17 protein-coding genes are annotated in these 15460 nt (G+C 41.5%); 1 reads left to right on the forward strand and 16 read right to left on the reverse strand.

The window, feature by feature from the left end:
- Positions 1-18 precede the first annotated feature (18 nt).
- The 9 genes from fabG to SJY16_RS11350 all read right to left on the reverse strand — a co-directional run bounded on the left by fabG (position 19) and on the right by SJY16_RS11350 (position 9176).
- On the reverse strand, positions 19-759 hold the full coding sequence (gene fabG, locus SJY16_RS11310; protein WP_377889258.1) for a 3-oxoacyl-[acyl-carrier-protein] reductase: 741 nt from the start codon (positions 757-759) through the stop codon (positions 19-21).
- 2 nt (positions 760-761) lie between these two features.
- A complete protein-coding gene (fabD, locus tag SJY16_RS11315; protein WP_377889260.1) occupies positions 762-1703 on the reverse strand; it encodes an ACP S-malonyltransferase in 942 nt (313 codons plus the stop codon).
- Entirely contained in the window at positions 1703-2704 is a 1002-nt protein-coding gene (gene plsX, locus SJY16_RS11320; protein ID WP_377889261.1) for a phosphate acyltransferase PlsX, read from the reverse strand. The genes fabD and plsX overlap by 1 nt, the downstream gene beginning before the upstream one ends.
- A gap of 17 nt (positions 2705-2721) precedes the next feature.
- Positions 2722-3279: a transcription factor FapR gene (gene fapR, locus SJY16_RS11325; protein WP_377889262.1), complete on the reverse strand. Its 558-nt coding sequence runs from the start codon at positions 3277-3279 to the stop codon at positions 2722-2724.
- Between the two features lie 121 nt (positions 3280-3400).
- On the reverse strand, positions 3401-5428 hold the full coding sequence (recG, locus tag SJY16_RS11330; RefSeq protein ID WP_377889264.1) for an ATP-dependent DNA helicase RecG: 2028 nt from the start codon (positions 5426-5428) through the stop codon (positions 3401-3403).
- A 10-nt stretch (positions 5429-5438) separates the two neighbouring features.
- The gene (gene sdaAA / locus SJY16_RS11335; protein WP_377889266.1) at positions 5439-6326 is read right to left on the reverse strand and encodes an L-serine ammonia-lyase, iron-sulfur-dependent, subunit alpha; all 888 of its coding nucleotides are present in this window, start codon (positions 6324-6326) and stop codon (positions 5439-5441) included.
- A gap of 20 nt (positions 6327-6346) precedes the next feature.
- On the reverse strand, positions 6347-7009 hold the full coding sequence (sdaAB, locus tag SJY16_RS11340) for an L-serine ammonia-lyase, iron-sulfur-dependent subunit beta (protein WP_377889269.1): 663 nt from the start codon (positions 7007-7009) through the stop codon (positions 6347-6349).
- A 111-nt stretch (positions 7010-7120) separates the two neighbouring features.
- A complete protein-coding gene (locus tag SJY16_RS11345) occupies positions 7121-8791 on the reverse strand; it encodes a DAK2 domain-containing protein (protein ID WP_377889270.1) in 1671 nt (556 codons plus the stop codon).
- 22 nt (positions 8792-8813) lie between these two features.
- Positions 8814-9176: an Asp23/Gls24 family envelope stress response protein gene (locus SJY16_RS11350; RefSeq protein ID WP_224882043.1), complete on the reverse strand. Its 363-nt coding sequence runs from the start codon at positions 9174-9176 to the stop codon at positions 8814-8816.
- Between the two features lie 298 nt (positions 9177-9474).
- On the opposite strand from SJY16_RS11350, the gene rpmB reads away from it, so the two are divergent.
- On the forward strand, positions 9475-9663 hold the full coding sequence (gene rpmB, locus SJY16_RS11355) for a 50S ribosomal protein L28 (RefSeq protein ID WP_377892196.1): 189 nt from the start codon (positions 9475-9477) through the stop codon (positions 9661-9663).
- 41 nt (positions 9664-9704) lie between these two features.
- On the opposite strand, the gene spoVM is transcribed toward rpmB, so the two are convergent.
- From spoVM to SJY16_RS11390, 7 genes are all read right to left on the reverse strand, one after another.
- Positions 9705-9788 carry a stage V sporulation protein SpoVM gene (gene spoVM, locus SJY16_RS11360; RefSeq protein ID WP_224882999.1) on the reverse strand — a complete coding sequence of 28 codons (84 nt, stop codon included), beginning with the start codon at positions 9786-9788 and terminating at the stop codon, positions 9705-9707.
- 98 nt (positions 9789-9886) lie between these two features.
- Entirely contained in the window at positions 9887-10552 is a 666-nt protein-coding gene (locus tag SJY16_RS11365; protein WP_377889272.1) for a thiamine diphosphokinase, read from the reverse strand.
- The gene (thiT, locus tag SJY16_RS11370) at positions 10549-11097 is read right to left on the reverse strand and encodes an energy-coupled thiamine transporter ThiT (protein WP_377889274.1); all 549 of its coding nucleotides are present in this window, start codon (positions 11095-11097) and stop codon (positions 10549-10551) included. Before thiT ends, SJY16_RS11365 begins: the two co-directional genes overlap by 4 nt.
- 74 nt (positions 11098-11171) lie before the next feature.
- Complete coding sequence (gene rpe, locus SJY16_RS11375) at positions 11172-11819, reverse strand: ribulose-phosphate 3-epimerase (protein ID WP_377889276.1); 648 nt, start codon at positions 11817-11819, stop codon at positions 11172-11174.
- Position 11820: 1 nt separating this feature from the next.
- Positions 11821-12708, reverse strand: coding sequence for a ribosome small subunit-dependent GTPase A (rsgA, locus tag SJY16_RS11380; protein ID WP_377889278.1), 888 nt, complete (start codon positions 12706-12708; stop codon positions 11821-11823).
- 10 nt (positions 12709-12718) lie between these two features.
- Positions 12719-14698: a Stk1 family PASTA domain-containing Ser/Thr kinase gene (gene pknB / locus SJY16_RS11385; RefSeq protein ID WP_377889280.1), complete on the reverse strand. Its 1980-nt coding sequence runs from the start codon at positions 14696-14698 to the stop codon at positions 12719-12721.
- A complete protein-coding gene (locus SJY16_RS11390; protein ID WP_377889281.1) occupies positions 14698-15450 on the reverse strand; it encodes a Stp1/IreP family PP2C-type Ser/Thr phosphatase in 753 nt (250 codons plus the stop codon). The genes pknB and SJY16_RS11390 overlap by 1 nt, the downstream gene beginning before the upstream one ends.
- Positions 15451-15460 lie beyond the last annotated feature (10 nt).

The following is a 15460-nucleotide window of genomic DNA, read 5'->3' on the forward strand; positions in this document are numbered from 1 at the left end:
TACAATTTTTCTCTTACGTTACATCACCATTCCGCCATCGATATGAAGAGTCTGACCGGTGATATAGTTTGCATCATCTGAAGAAAGAAACTTAACGGCTTTTGCAATATCTTGTGCAGCACCAAGTCTTCCTAGTGGAATTTGGCCTTTCATTCCACTCTTCACTTCTTCTGATAAATCGTCTGTCATATCTGTTTCAATAAATCCAGGCGCAAGAGCATTAACTGTAATGTTACGACTCGCAAGTTCTTTCGCCGTCGTTTTCGTCAATCCAATCACTCCAGCTTTCGCAGCTACATAGTTAGCCTGTCCAGCATTTCCTGCAACGCCAACTACAGATGCCATGTTAATGATGCGACCATAACGTTGTTTCATCATTTGGCGAGTAACGGATTTCGTACAGTTAAACACACCTTTTAGGTTTGTGTTGATTACATCATCCCACTCTTGTTCCTTCATACGCATCAACAAGTTATCCCTCGTAATACCGGCGTTGTTCACTAATACTTCGAGGCTTCCAAATTCAGAAATAACTTCCTTCACCATACCCTGTACTTCATCCATATTACCAACGTTTGCCTGGATTGCAATGGCATTGCCTCCAGCTGCTTTAATTTCGTCTACAACTTCGTTTGCTTTCGCTTCACTTCCAGCATAGTTCACAGCTACATTCATCCCTTGGGACGCGAGTTCAAGCGCAATTGCACGTCCGATCCCGCGAGAGCCGCCTGTTACAAGTGCCGATTTTTTCTCTGCCATATTTATTCCTCCCCTAGCTTTTCTACTAATTGATCAAGTTGTTCCGGTGTACTAACAGCATGAACAAAAGCGCGACGATTAACTTTCTTCACAAGGCCTGACAATACGTTCCCAGGGCCTACTTCAATAAATCGGTCCACACCTAAATCCATCAATTTACGAACCGTATCTTCAAAAAGAACTGGTGAATAAATCTGTTGCAGTAAATTGGTTTTGATTTCTTCAGCTGATGTACTAGGTTCTGCAGAAACGTTTGCAATCACTGGAACTGAAGCATCTGAAATCGTAATAGAATCAAGGATTGCAGACATTTTATCAGCAGCAGGTTTCATTAAGCTCGAATGAAACGGTCCACTTACTTGAAGAGGAATTACTCTTCTAGCTCCTTTTTCTTTCGCTACTTCTGAAGCCTTCTCCACGCCGGCTTTTGCACCAGAAATAACAATTTGTCCAGGGCTATTCAAGTTTGCTAGCTGAACAGTGTCTGTCGTTTCTGATACGTTTTCTACGATTGCTTGTAGCTCTTCACGATCCATACCCATAATGGCTGCCATAGCACCTTCACCAGCAGGAACTGCTTCCTCCATGTAAAGACCTCTGTTTCTAACGGCATAGACAGCATCAGAAAACGATAGCGCGCCAGATGCTACAAGAGCTGAATACTCACCAAGGCTATGACCAGCGGTGTAATCTGCAGTAACCCCTTTCTCTCGTAGAGCTTCTAAAACGGCAATACTAGCTGTTACGATCGCAGGCTGCGTGTTCTCTGTTTTCGTTAAGGTTTCCATCGGTCCATTCATGATTAGCTTTGTTAGATCATAGTCAAGGCGGTTGTCTGCTTCTTTGAAGATAGTTTCTGAAGATGAATACACTTCACGGAATTCGCTCCCCATTCCTACCGTTTGTGCTCCTTGACCTGGAAATAAAAATGCTGTTTTTCCCATTACTGATCTCCTTCCTGCTTCTCTTCAAGAGAAGATTTAATTTCAGTTACGACATTCCCTGTTACCATCATTCTAGCCTGTTTTATTGCACTGAAAACTGCTCGTCCATTTGATGAGCCGTGCGCTTTAATCACAGGAGCTCGCAGGCCAAATAAGCCAGCTCCACCATATTCTGAATAGTCGAGCTTATTCTTAAGGTTTTTCAATTTAGGTTTTAGCACTCCTGCCGCCATTTTACTCGTGAATGAGCTTGTAAGCTCTTCTTTCAGCATCGTAAACATGGTTAATGCCGTACCTTCAATTGTTTTTAAAACTAGATTTCCTGAGAAACCATCGCATACTACAACGTCAGCTGCATTACTTAGAATGTCTCGAGATTCAACGTTCCCAACAAAGTTCAATCCACTATCTTGAAGTAACGCGAAGGCTTGTTTACTTAATTCATTCCCTTTACCTTCTTCTGTTCCGATATTCAATAGGCCGATACGCGGAGAATCGATTCCGCGCACTTTCTCAGCATAAACTGCACCCATCTGTGCATATTGAAGCAAGTGCTCAGGCTTAGAATCCATATTTGCCCCAACATCGAGTAGTAAGAATCCTTTTTCATCGATCGTTGGAAGGGTAGGGGCAAGACCTGGCCTTTCGATCCCTTCAATGCGACCAATATACAATAAACCAGCTGCCATAAGAGCTCCTGTATTTCCTGCAGAAATACAAGCATCTGCTCTTCCTTCCTTCACTTCATTTACTGCAAGTACCATCGATGCTTTCTTCTTTCTTCTAGCAGCACGTACTGGTTGATCTTCTGACGTTATGTATTCATCTGTATGTAATACGGTTAATCGCTCTTTACTGTCCGTAAGTAAGGGGTTGATTTGATTTTCATCTCCAACGATGGTGACAGATAGATCTTTATACATTTCGAGTGCTTCATGTACACCATCGATGATTGCTTGCGGGGCGTTGTCCCCACCCATCGCATCTATTGCAAGTCTCATGTTAGTTCAGCATCCTTTCAGGGTTTGGTAGAGCGATACATTACAAACTCACCGGAAAATACGGTTTCGTTTTGAACGAAGCTGTTGACCTCTACTGTCGTTCTGCCTTTACTATTATCTGATACGCTTGCTTTTGCTACAACTCGCTCTCCTTCGTTCACCTGTCTAGAAAAACGGATGTTCGCTTTCGCAGTTAAGGCAAGTTCGTCGTTAATAATAGCGACTGCTAGTGAATTCGCTTGCGCAAACAGATGATGACCTCTAGCAATCTTGTTTCTAGAAAAAACATGTTCTGGTCGAATATCCAGGATCGAAATGGCACTTTCATCAAGCTGCAAATCAATAACCTGACCAATCACTTCTTCCATAGGAAGAGCTTTAACTTCATCTAATTGCTGCTGTGCAACATACTTGATTCGCTCTCGTAATTCCGGGATCGAAAGCTCAAGTCTGTCCAACCTTATCGTTTGAATGCTCACACTAAACTTATCAGCTAGATCTTCATCCGTAATAAACGGTGTGTTTTCAATGGTTTCTTTCAATAAGCTTTGACGCTCTCTTTTGCTCCTTTTCATTCTCTACCGCCGCCTATCTAGCATTAATAAACGGATAAAGAGGATCGAATGATCCTCTTTATCTCAGTCTTATGACTAGGTCCTAAAACGTAGTATATAATGCTAGGCGTGATTTTGCAAGCTAATCAAGTTTTTCCCCACTCAAAACCCCTTCATTCATTAAATAGGTCCTAAGACGACGATAAGCATCATCCTCCCAGAAAGCAGTAGATTCAACAAGAGCACTCGCATCGTTACGAGCAACTTCAAGGACACGATAATCATGAACGAGATCTGCTACCTTGAATTCAGGTAGACCACTTTGTTTTCTTCCAAAGAAATCTCCAGGCCCTCTGAGTTCAAGGTCACGCTGAGATAGAACAAAACCATCGTTCGATTCAGTCATAATCTGCATCCGTTCCTTCCCTACTTCGGATTTCGGATCAGCAAGTAAAATACAATATGATTGATCTTTTCCTCGACCGACTCGCCCACGCAGCTGATGAAGCTGAGCCAATCCAAATCGTTCAGCATCATAAATAACCATAATTGTCGCATTCGGTACGTTTACACCGACCTCCACGACCGTTGTGGATACTAACAGCTGCACGTCATTTTGACTGTAGGCTTCCATGATAGCTTCCTTTTCATCAGAAGTTAGCCTTCCGTGCATTAATCCTACCTGATAATGAGGCAATGCCGTTTGCATTTGAGCATGGACATCGATGGCATTTTGGACGTCAAGCTTCTCTGATTCCTCAATCAGAGGACAGATTACATAACCTTGACGACCTTGATCAAGTTCTTTCGTTACAAAATCGAGCACGCGCGAAAGCATATCCGGTTTCGCCCAGTATGTCTCGATCGGCTTTCGGCCAGCTGGCATTTCATCGATCGTCGATACATCCATATCTCCAAAAACGGAAATCGCGAGCGTTCTCGGTATCGGTGTTGCCGTCATATATAGGACATCAGGGGTCAAGCCTTTTTCTTTTAATACCCTTCGCTGCTTAACTCCAAAACGATGCTGCTCATCAGTGATGACTAAACCTAGGTGCTTAAACACTACTTCGTCCTGTATGAGCGCATGTGTACCGATCAATAGATCAACCTCACTTGTTGCTAACCGTTCAAGTAGCTCTCTTCGCTTCTTCCCCTTTACAGATCCAGTCAATAGCTCTACGTTCAGCGTGTTCCCTACAAGATCCTCAAAAGACTCAAAGTGCTGTTCTGCAAGGATTTCTGTAGGTACCATCAGTGCCCCTTGATTACCAGACAAATACGTAGCATACAGCGCAATCGCCGCGACTACAGTCTTACCTGATCCAACGTCACCCTGTAGCAAGCGATTCATGCGGTATGGACTTTCCATATCTTTCAAAATTTCTTCTACGACTCGATCTTGCGCACCGGTTAAAGGAAATGGAAGACTACTGATAAACTCATCTAAATCACTTCTTTTATATACGTGAGAGGAGCCCTTTGTGTTTTCCCTTTCTCTCTTTCGAAACAACTGCATTTTCAACTGAAATTGAAGTAATTCTTCGTAAACAAACCTTCTTCTCGCCTGTTTCAAATGATCATGTGATTGTGGAGCATGCATCGTTTGAACAGCTTCTCTTTTATCCATAAGCTTGTACCTTTCAAGCATCTGAGGTGGAAGGGACTCTTCAATTTCATTCGCGAATTGTTGAAGTGCAAGTTGGATATACCGTTTGATTGCTTTTACAGTAATGTCTCCACCAACTGGATACACCGGCTCGATTGTACCTTCCGGGTCATGACTTGCAAACGCAATCTCAGAAGCAGAAAGAGTCATCTTATGCTGGTCCCACTTTCCAGTGACGGTAACTGTCTGGCCCAGTGAAAATTGTTTTTTTAGAAATGCACGATTAAAAAAAACGGCTGTAATGAGGAACCTTCCCACTAACAGCCTTACAGACAGTCGAGATTTCTTCTTTCCATAGTATCGAACGACAGGTTCACTATGAACTTTCCCTTCGAGCGTAGCCCGTTCTTCATGCTTAACGTCAGCTAGATCTTTCAATTCATAGTCTTCGTATCGAAAAGGGAAATACTCTAGTAAATCGGAGACGCTATTGATCCCGATCGATGATAGAGAAGCAGCTTTCTCATCACCTATACCTTTTATTTTTGTGACTTCGCTCACTATCCTTCACTCATTTCTTATCTAGAGATACTCCAAAAATCCTGGCTTCTAATTCTCTTCCTGTCGGGGTTGCTGCTAAGCCTCCTTGCGCAGTTTCACGCAGCGCAGATGGCATCGTTTGTCCAATCTTATACATCGCGTCGATCACTTCATCACAAGGAATACGGCTAGTTATACCTGCGAGTGACATATCCGCCGCCACAAGAGCGTTCGATGCTCCCATTGCATTTCGTTTTACACACGGCACCTCTACGAGACCAGCTACTGGATCGCACACTAATCCAAGCATGTTTTTAAGTGCAATAGCAAAAGCATGTGAAGACTGCTCAGGAGTACCGCCCATGAGTTCAACAATTGCAGCAGCGGCCATCCCAGTTGCTGAACCTACTTCAGCCTGACATCCACCAGCTGCTCCTGAAATGGAAGCATTGTTTGCAACAACGAATCCAAAAGCACCTGATGTAAAGAGATACCGAACCATTTGCTCTTTTGTTGGGTTGATTTTTTCTCTAATCGCAAATAATGTTCCTGGTACAACTCCCGCTGATCCTGCTGTAGGTGTTGCGCAAATTGTTCCCATCGCAGCGTTCACTTCATTCGTTGCCATCGCTTTACTTACTGCGTCTAACATCGTTTCACCTGAAAGTGACTTTCCTGACTTCAGATAAGTTTGAAGAAGAACAGCGTCTCCACCTGTTAATCCAGAATGTGAGCGAACGTCTTCAGTAATGCCTCGCTCAACCGCTTGTTCCATAACCTCCAGATTTCTTTCCATCTGACCAACGACTTGTTCACGAGTTGAACTTCTTACGTCCATTTCTTGTTCAATCATAATTTCTGAAATTGGTACATTTCTAGATTGGGCAAGCTCAACTAATTCTGCTACATTACGAAACATAACTATTCCTCCTATACAGGTTATTCGCTTATTTTTGCTACTTGAATAATATTTGGAAGCGATTCGACTTCATCAAGAACGACTTGAGGAATGTTTTGGTCAACTTCAATCGTCATGAGGGCTTCTTTCCCTTTCTCTTTCCTTGAAACATTCATATGACCAATATTGATTTCGTGCTTCGCTAGTAAGTTTGACACTCCTGCAATTGCCCCAAAACGATCATTATGAACGACGAGTATCGCAGGACTATTACCAGATAAGCCAAGTGCAAATCCGTTTAATTCGATTACTTCTATTTTCCCTCCACCGATCGAGATCCCTACTAGTTCGAGTTCACCCTTCTCGTCTTTCAAATGAACTCTTGCAGTATTCGGATGATCAGTGACTGCATCTTCTTCAATGAACCGTACTTTTATCTTTTTCTCTTTCGCTATTGTAAGCGCATTCACAATTCGTTCATCAAACGTATCAAAATCAAGTACGCCACCTACTAATGCCACATCTGTGCCGTGACCTTTGTATGTTTTTGCGAATGAACCATATAAAGAAATCGTAATACTTTCTGGCTCTCGACCAAAAAGGTGTCTAGCAACTCTTCCGATTCTAGCTGCACCAGCTGTATGAGAACTTGAAGGGCCAATCATTACTGGACCAATAATATCAAAGACGCTGCGAAACTTCACATCGACTCCACCTTTCATTATGTACACAGTGTGAACACGTTGTTCATAGATTACAGAAAAAGAAAACCTGGCATCTGCCACGTTTCTTTTTCTGATATATTGAGATTTGCTCTATTCTACTGAAACAATGTAAGGATAGATTGGCTGCTTGCCTTCATGAAGCTCAACTTCCACATCTTCATAGTGCTCTTCAATGAAAGTAACAAGACTTTCAGCTTCTTCCTTATCAGTATCTTCTCCATAGATAATCGTAATGATTTCATCATCTTCACCGATCATTGATTGAAGGAGTTCTTTAGCTACTTCAAATCGAGATGATTCAGATACCATGATCTTTCCATCAAAAATTCCCATAAAGTCATCTTTGGATATTGAAACCCCATCAATTTGAGTGTCTCTTACCGCAAACGTGACTTGACCTGATTTCACTTCAGACATGCTATCTTTCATCGCTGTGCCGTTTTCCTCAATTTCAGCTGATGGATTGAATCCAAGTAAGCTTGCGATTCCTTGAGGAACTGTTTTAGAAGGGATGACTACAACATTCTCTTCAACTACTGAAGCAGCCTGTTCTGCTGTCATTACAATGTTACTGTTGTTCGGCAGAATGATAATATTATCAGCGTTTACTTCTTCGATCGCCTTTACGATATCTTCTGTACTAGGGTTCATCGTTTGACCGCCAGAGATTACATAACTTGCGCCTAGACTAGTGAACAAGTCTGCAATTCCATCACCCATAGAAACCGTAATAATGCCATACTTCTTCCGCTCAGCCGGAACTGGGTTAGGAGAAGATTTCTCTTCGTTAAGAATAGCAGAATGTTGCTCACGCATATTCTCTATCTTAATTTTGATTAAGCTTCCGAAGTTCTGTGCATATGTCATGATGTTACCAGGGTATTCCGTATGCATATGTACTTTGACAAGATCTTCGTCTGAAATGACAAGAAGAGAATCTCCATGTTTGTCTAATTCATTTCGAAACGATTCTTCATCGAAAGGAGATTGTTTGAGTTTAGAATCTTCTAGATGCACCATAAATTCAGTACAATACCCGAATTCGATATCTTCTGTTTTCATATGGCCCTGAGCGCCTTTATGATGTTCAGCACGAACAAGCTCGTCCATCTTTTCTTCTTCAAGTGAAACATCAGGAGCTTCTTTGCCTTCAAGTACAGCAAGGAATCCTTCATAGATAACAAGTAGGCCTTGACCACCAGAGTCAACAACTCCAACTTCTTTTAGAACAGGAAGTAAGTCAGGCGTACGTTGAAGAGAAGCTTTTGCTTCTTTCACGACCACTTGCATAAACTCGATCATATCTTCCGTTTGCTTAGCGGATTTTACTGCTTTTTTGGCAGCATCTTTCGCTACAGTTAGAATTGTTCCTTCAACAGGCTTCATAACGGCCTTATAAGCCGATTCTACGCCGTTGTCTAGTGCCGCAGCAAATTCTACTGTCCCGATTTCACTTTTGTTATCGATCGCTTTTGAAAACCCTCTGAATAATTGTGAAAGAATTACTCCAGAGTTTCCGCGCGCTCCCATTAACAAACCTCGTGCAAATAAAGATGCGACATCTCCAACTTTCAGAGAGCTGCTTTTCTTTACCTCGTTTGCACCAGACGTAATGGTTAAATTCATATTCGTTCCCGTGTCACCATCAGGTACAGGGAATACGTTTAGGGCATCAACCATTTTTGCATTCTTTGATAGGTTGTTTGCACCTTCAATAACCATATGCGCAAACCGCTTACCGTCAATCCTCTTAATTGTCACAGACTGTTCCTCCTAACTCCACTTAAGGGTTCGTAACTCTGACCCCTTGTACGTAGATGTTTACAGAATCTACAGATAGTCCGAGCATTTGGTCAAGCTGGTACTTTACTTTTGTTTGAACGTTATGAGCAACTTCTGAAATTTTTGTACCATAGCTCACGATAATATACATATCGATATTTAGTTCCTCTTCTTCTCTGCGAACTACTATCCCTCTGCTAAAGTTATCTTTTCCCAACAATTCTGTAATACCGTCTTTTAATTGCTTCTGCGAAGCCATACCCACGATACCATAACAATCTATTGCTGCGCCACCTGCAATTGCAGCGACGACCTCAGTAGAAATATCGATTTGTCCATATTGGGTTTTCATTTCGATTGACATATTTGTTCCTCCCTTAGCGATTTGGGTGCTGACCAATGTTCCATTCTATCTTTACTACTAACTCTTGATGCTAAATTATTAAAGAATACATCCAGTATAGAGCTAATGTTATTTTACTACAATATTACTTAATTTAAAAGTTTATCCTTGTAAAACACTAGTATCATCACACTTAGGTGTTAAGTTTTTTTCTTGATAACCCTTGTTCTTTGTCTTGCATTCACTACACCCTCGTGATACTATAGTGGAGGATTTATCCTGCACTTCTTGTGCAATGTAGGACAGTAAGGAGGTTGAAATAATGGCTAAATGTGCAATCACTGGCAAAAAGACTGCGTTTGGTAACAAGCGTTCTCACGCGTTGAATACAACAAAACGTAAATTTGGTGCTAACCTTCAAAAGGTACGCGTCATGGTTGATGGTAAACCGAAAAAAGTATATGTTTCTGCTCGTGCCCTTAAATCAGGGAAAGTAGAACGCGTATAATTGACACAAAAAAGCACCCAATCGGGTGCTTTTTTTGTTTCCTATTCATTTTTACGAAGAGATCCAAGAATTGCCCTAACAAACCCACCAAGAAACTTAGGTAGTTTAATCGTATAGAACTTCATACTTCCCCCTCCTCAAAAGTCAAAAATGGAGCCCAGGATAAAACAATATGAGATTATAATATTCTTTACTATTATATTCGCCGAAAATAAAATATACCCTAATCCTGGTGTTCGGCGTCCGAACTTCTTACCACCATAAGTATGCCTTCAGTAAATGAATAAGACCCATTTTCCTCGACCAATTCATTACTGATACACAAACTCGAACCCCATTTCAATCTTTTATCAGTTAGCGGAAACTTAAAACCTTCAAGCGTTAAACCTTTCACTTCAGGAGTGAAAGATAAAAATGAAGCATATGGGTAACGCACTTCTTTTTTTAATGAATAGTGACCTGGTGCTTTTAGCTGAAGTCTGTTCTGTCGATCTTCAAGCTTCACGCTTACACCTGTTTTCAACCCTTTGATCAACATCTGTACATTCATCCAACTATGATCTAACCTTCCACCGGTAACTCCATACAGAATGATTTCTTTCGGCTGTTGATCAATCGCCCAATCAAGCGCAAGCTCAAGGTCCGTATGATCCTTCTCAGAAGGATATACATTAAATGAGAGGTTATGAGTTTCCATCCACTCTCTTTCACTGGGGCTCACAGAATCAAAATCCCCAAAGCCTTGTTCTGGAATAACACCGTGCTTCAATAGCGTATATACTCCCCGATCAACTCCGATCCATCGAACGTCGGGGTTATGTTTAAGTAGATTTTGTGGCAAGTCAGATAAAGGCCCACCCGCTACTAGATAGATAACATCATTCTTCATGGATGATGAACCATCTTTGGTGAGGTCGATGATAATAGTGCTAACACGATGATCGATACAGCTGCAGCTGGAAACAGGTAAGAAGCATTATAAAGAAATGAGTACAGTGCAACGGGCGTTCCTTCTGGCGCCATATCACCAAACCAAATGACTCCTGAAGTGAAATGGGTTACTAACCTGAATAGTGATCCAATGAAACAACCGATTGCAATTTTCACAATTCGTTTTTTCTTTGCTTCATCTACAGATACACTAAATAGTCCAGCTAAACCAACAACCATGAAAGCAACAGGGTAATCTAATAGAAATTGAATTGGATGTACGTAGAAAGGCGCAACGAGTAAAGGCTGCAACAACCCTACAAGTAAGCCTGTAACAACACCCGCTCCTACACCTCTCCTAAATGCGATTAAAAAGATTGGAACCATCGCTAGTGACACTGAACCACCATTTGGCCATAAGCGAATAGAAAACAAGTCAAGGATAACCCCGATGCCTGCCATAAGGGCAATCTCAAGAAGTAAAACAAGTCGATTATGATTCATGAACATCTACTCCTACTAAATAATTCGTTTATTCTCATTTTACAAAAAAACAGCGGGCGTTGCGCCCGACTGTTTTATGATTGACGAAGCTTATCGATCGCTGCTTTTCGATCTTCTTGGTTGTAAACGGCTGAGCCTGCAACAAGTACAGTAGCACCTGCTTCGATACACTTCCTTGCTGTCTCGGCGTTCACGCCACCGTCGACTTCAATTTCAGGAGAAACTCCTAATTCGCTCGCAAGCTTTGCTGTCTCAGCAATTTTGCCAACCACTCTTTCAATGAAAGCTTGTCCACCAAATCCAGGATTAACCGTCATTAAGAGAACAAGGTCTACGTCTTCAATCACATGTTTGATCGCTTCCACTGGTGTTGCTGGGTTAATAACAACTCCTGCTTTTACCCCTTTACTCTTGATCAACTGAATCGTCCTGTGAAGGTGAGGGCATGCTTCAGCGTGGACAGTAAGAATGTCTGCTCCCGCATCTGCAAACTCTTCAATATAGTTATCAGGATTTTCAATCATAAGGTGAACGTCAAGCGGTAGATTCGTTACAGGTCGAAGCGCTCGAACAATCGGTGCTCCTATCGTAATATTTGGAACGAAGTGTCCGTCCATTACGTCTACATGGATATAATCTGCTCCACCTGCTTCAACATCCTTCACTTCTTCTCCGAGTTTTGCAAAGTCTGCAGAGAGGATTGATGGTGCAATCTTTATCATATTAATACCTCCGTTTTTGATCCTTAATCTCAGTGAAGAATGAGGAATAATGGTCGTAACGATACGCCTTTATTTCTCCATCCTCTACAGCGGCTTTTACTGCACATCCAGGTTCTTTCATGTGGGTGCAGGCTCTAAATTTACACTCGTTTGTTTTTTCTCTAATTTCAGGGAAATAGAGCCATAAATCATCTGCTTCGATCCCTCTGAAATCTAGAGAACTAAAGCCAGGCGTGTCAGCAACTAATCCAGAACCAAACGGAATTAACTCAACATGCCGAGTCGTATGCTTTCCACGACCGAGGTGAGTCGAAATATCACTTGTATCTAAGTCTAATTCAGGATTGATCGCATTGAGGAGCGAAGACTTACCAACACCGGATTGTCCCGCAAACACAGTGACTTTATCAAAAAAGTGTTGTTCGATTTCTGAAATTCCCGACAAACTCTGAGCCGAGTTCATCAATACATCATAACCGATATCACAATAGTCCTTGCTGTAATTCTGTATTACTTCTTCTTCAGATTCTGAAACAAGATCCATTTTCGTAATGCAGATGACTGGCTTTATATCACTCGCTTCGATGTGAACAAGAAACTTATCAAGTAGCTGTGTATTGAATGTAGGTTGTGTAGCTGAAAAAACGAGAAAAGCCTGATCGATATTAGCTATTGGTGGTCGGACTAGTTCATTCTCTCTTTTCTTTACTTCAAGTATATAGCCATCTGTTTTATTCTCCGCTTCGTATACAACGTCATCTCCAACTAAGGGAGTGATTTTACGTTTTCGGAAATTCCCTCTACCTCTGCACTGATAGATTTCTTTGTTCACTTCATCCTGCACGTAATAAAAGCCACTTAACGCTTTAATAATTCTTCCATCTGCCATGTAGGACTCCTTACTCATTTTTTGCGTATTTTTGTTTTGCTTCATCATACGTAATATTCTTTGATTGGACTTCTTCTCCATTATCAAAAACTTTATATGAAGCGTAATCTCCAGGATTAATCGTCAATTCAAATTCAAACTTACTATTTTTCGTAACTTCTTCAACAATTTCTGCATTCTCAGTTTTCGAGTCTCGATAGATAATCTCAATTTGATGTTTTTCTTTGTCCTTCACTTCTACTTTCACTTCTTCAGTAAAAACAACCGGCTCTTCTTCTGGCTCAGGTTCAGGCTTTGGCTCAGGACCTTTAGATAGAGTAACGGTAACAGTTTCACCCTCTTCTATGCTAGTTGCCGTATTTGGTGATTGATCCATGACAAGGCCTTCCTTTACCGAATCACTGAACTGAGCCTCATTATAGGCAATTTTCAAATTTTCGTTCTGGGCGAAAGCTTCTACTTCTTGTTTCGTTTTGTTCGTTAGGTCTGGTAATACAACGGGCTCAGGTCCCTGGCTATACCAAAGGACGATACGATCTTCTGTTGGAAGAACCATCTTCCCAGCTTCAGGACTCTGATCATAGATTTCCCCAGCGGGTTCATCACGAAACTCGTCCTCAAACTTAACATTTTTGAAACCAAGTTTTTCTAATTCAGCTTCCACTTCTTTCTGCGATTTACCTATATAATTACCAAGCTCGGTTTTTTCTGCGCCTTTACTTACATATAAGGTGACCTTACTATTTTCTTTCACCATCGCTCCTGATCTAGGACTTTGATTGATCACGTCATCCTCATCCACATTTTCGTTAAATTGCTCTTCTTTCACTGCATTGAGGTTATTTTCAATTAGGGTTGTCCTAGCATCTTCGTACGACATTCCAGAAACATCTGGCACTTCAACATCTGGCACATAAAAAAGATCCGGCATAAAAATGAACGCAAGTGCTCCTGCACCACCTAAAAGAAGTAAGATCAAGAATACAATCATTAGAACTTTTCTAGCTTTCTTCTTTTTCTTTTTCGGCTTAGTATCTTTGTCTTCACTTTCACCTGTAGGCTCAGGTTTCACATTCTTACTCTGTGAAGGTTCATTCGGTACAACTGGTGCTAAAACTTTTGTTGCTTCATCATCTTCATTACGAGAAGACAGAGGCGCGTCATACACTTTTGTCGGATCAAGCGCGTTGTCTAAGGCATCATATAACTCATGTGCGTTTTCATAGCGCTGATGAGGTTCTTTCGCCATTGCTTTCAAAATGATCTGTTCAACATTTTTCGGTAAGGATGTATTGATTAAACTCGGCTTCGGAAAACGATCCTGTAAATGTTTCAATGCAACAGAAACAGGTGAGTCACCTGAGAACGGCAAAACTCCTGTAACAACTTCATAAAGCACGACCCCAAGGGAATAAATATCTGACCGTTCTGTAGCAGCTCCACCACGAGCCTGTTCAGGAGAAAAATAATGTACAGAGCCAAGAACAGAATTGGTATGTGTAATGGTAGCTGATGTCATAGCCATCGCTATTCCAAAATCTGTTACTTTCGCATCTCCGTATTCATTGATCAAGATATTATGAGGTTTAATATCACGATGGATGATCTGGTTATCGTGTGCATGTTCGATCGCTGAAGCAATTTGCTTAATAATATCAATCGCTTCTACAATTGGAAGGGCACCTCTGTCGCGAATGCTTTGCTTTAAGGTTTTTCCTTCCACATACTCCATCACGATGTAATGATAATCTTCATCTTCACCTACGTCGTAAATCGAGACAATATTTGGATGATCAAGGCTTGTTGCGGATTCTGCTTCTCGTCTAAATCGCTTAATAAATTCGTCGTCCTTTGAGAATTCAGGTCTCAGCAATTTCACAGCTACAATTCGATCTAGAATTAAATCACTAGCCTTATACACGATTGCCATACCACCATCACCGATGACTTCTAGCAATTTGTAACGGCCATTTATATGTTTTCCTAGCATCAGCTTTCACTTCCTGAAGACATAGAATTTTCTATGACTGCAACTGTAATATTATCTTCACCACCTGCTTCATTCGCAAGCGTAATGAGTGTTGTTGCTTTCTCCTGTAGTGAAGTGCCAGAAGACATGATTTCTTTAAGCGTTTCATCTGATAGCTTATTCGTTAAGCCGTCAGTACAAAATAATGCAGCTTCGTTCTGAGTCCATTCAAATGTATGAATATCGACTTTCACTTTATCATCTGTACCTAATGCACGTAGTAATACGTGCTTTCTCGGATGGTCCTCTGCCTCTTCTGCTGATAATTGTCCATTCTTCACAAGTTCATTCACGAGGGAATGATCGCTTGTTTTCTGATTGAACTCTCCATCTTGAATCAAGTATGCCCTGCTATCACCAACATGTCCGATTGTTATAAAATCTTCTGTACATATAGCAGCGACTAACGTAGTTCCCATGCCTGCATACTCTGGGTTGTCGTTCGAATAAGACAATATCGTTTCATTCGCTTCTTTAATGGTATGTAAAAGCCAAGCTTCCGCTCTTCCCGGACGAAAGCTTGCTTTCTCTTTTTGCCAATTAGTTTGTAGGCATTCTACTGCCATAGAGCTGGCAATATCCCCTGCACGATGGCCGCCCATCCCATCTGCCACAATCACAAGGTACTCACCAAGATTATTTTGTATAGCATTGGTACTGTCTTCATTGTATGTTCTGACCTGTCCGCGGTCTGTCAATGTTACAGCTTGCATGTGGTCACCC

It is taken from the genome of Alkalihalobacillus sp. R86527, assembly GCF_042466185.1.
Classification (GTDB): Bacteria; Bacillota; Bacilli; order Bacillales; family Guptibacillaceae; genus Guptibacillus.

Coding starts and splice junctions, on each gene's coding strand:
- thiT (WP_377889274.1), bottom strand. CDS start 11,097: ATGAATCATAATCGACTTGTTTTACTTCTTGAGATTGCCCTTATGGCA.
- rsgA (WP_377889278.1), bottom strand. CDS start 12,708: ATGGCAGATGGAAGAATTATTAAAGCGTTAAGTGGCTTTTATTACGTG.
- fapR (WP_377889262.1), bottom strand. CDS start 3,279: ATGAAAAGGAGCAAAAGAGAGCGTCAAAGCTTATTGAAAGAAACCATT.
- SJY16_RS11365 (WP_377889272.1), bottom strand. CDS start 10,552: ATGAAGAATGATGTTATCTATCTAGTAGCGGGTGGGCCTTTATCTGAC.
- SJY16_RS11390 (WP_377889281.1), bottom strand. CDS start 15,450: ATGCAAGCTGTAACATTGACAGACCGCGGACAGGTCAGAACATACAAT.
- SJY16_RS11350 (WP_224882043.1), bottom strand. CDS start 9,176: ATGTCAATCGAAATGAAAACCCAATATGGACAAATCGATATTTCTACT.
- pknB (WP_377889280.1), bottom strand. CDS start 14,698: ATGCTAGGAAAACATATAAATGGCCGTTACAAATTGCTAGAAGTCATC.
- fabD (WP_377889260.1), bottom strand. CDS start 1,703: ATGGGAAAAACAGCATTTTTATTTCCAGGTCAAGGAGCACAAACGGTA.
- rpe (WP_377889276.1), bottom strand. CDS start 11,819: ATGATAAAGATTGCACCATCAATCCTCTCTGCAGACTTTGCAAAACTC.
- fabG (WP_377889258.1), bottom strand. CDS start 759: ATGGCAGAGAAAAAATCGGCACTTGTAACAGGCGGCTCTCGCGGGATC.
- plsX (WP_377889261.1), bottom strand. CDS start 2,704: ATGAGACTTGCAATAGATGCGATGGGTGGGGACAACGCCCCGCAAGCA.
- sdaAA (WP_377889266.1), bottom strand. CDS start 6,326: ATGTTTCGTAATGTAGCAGAATTAGTTGAGCTTGCCCAATCTAGAAAT.
- spoVM (WP_224882999.1), bottom strand. CDS start 9,788: ATGAAGTTCTATACGATTAAACTACCTAAGTTTCTTGGTGGGTTTGTT.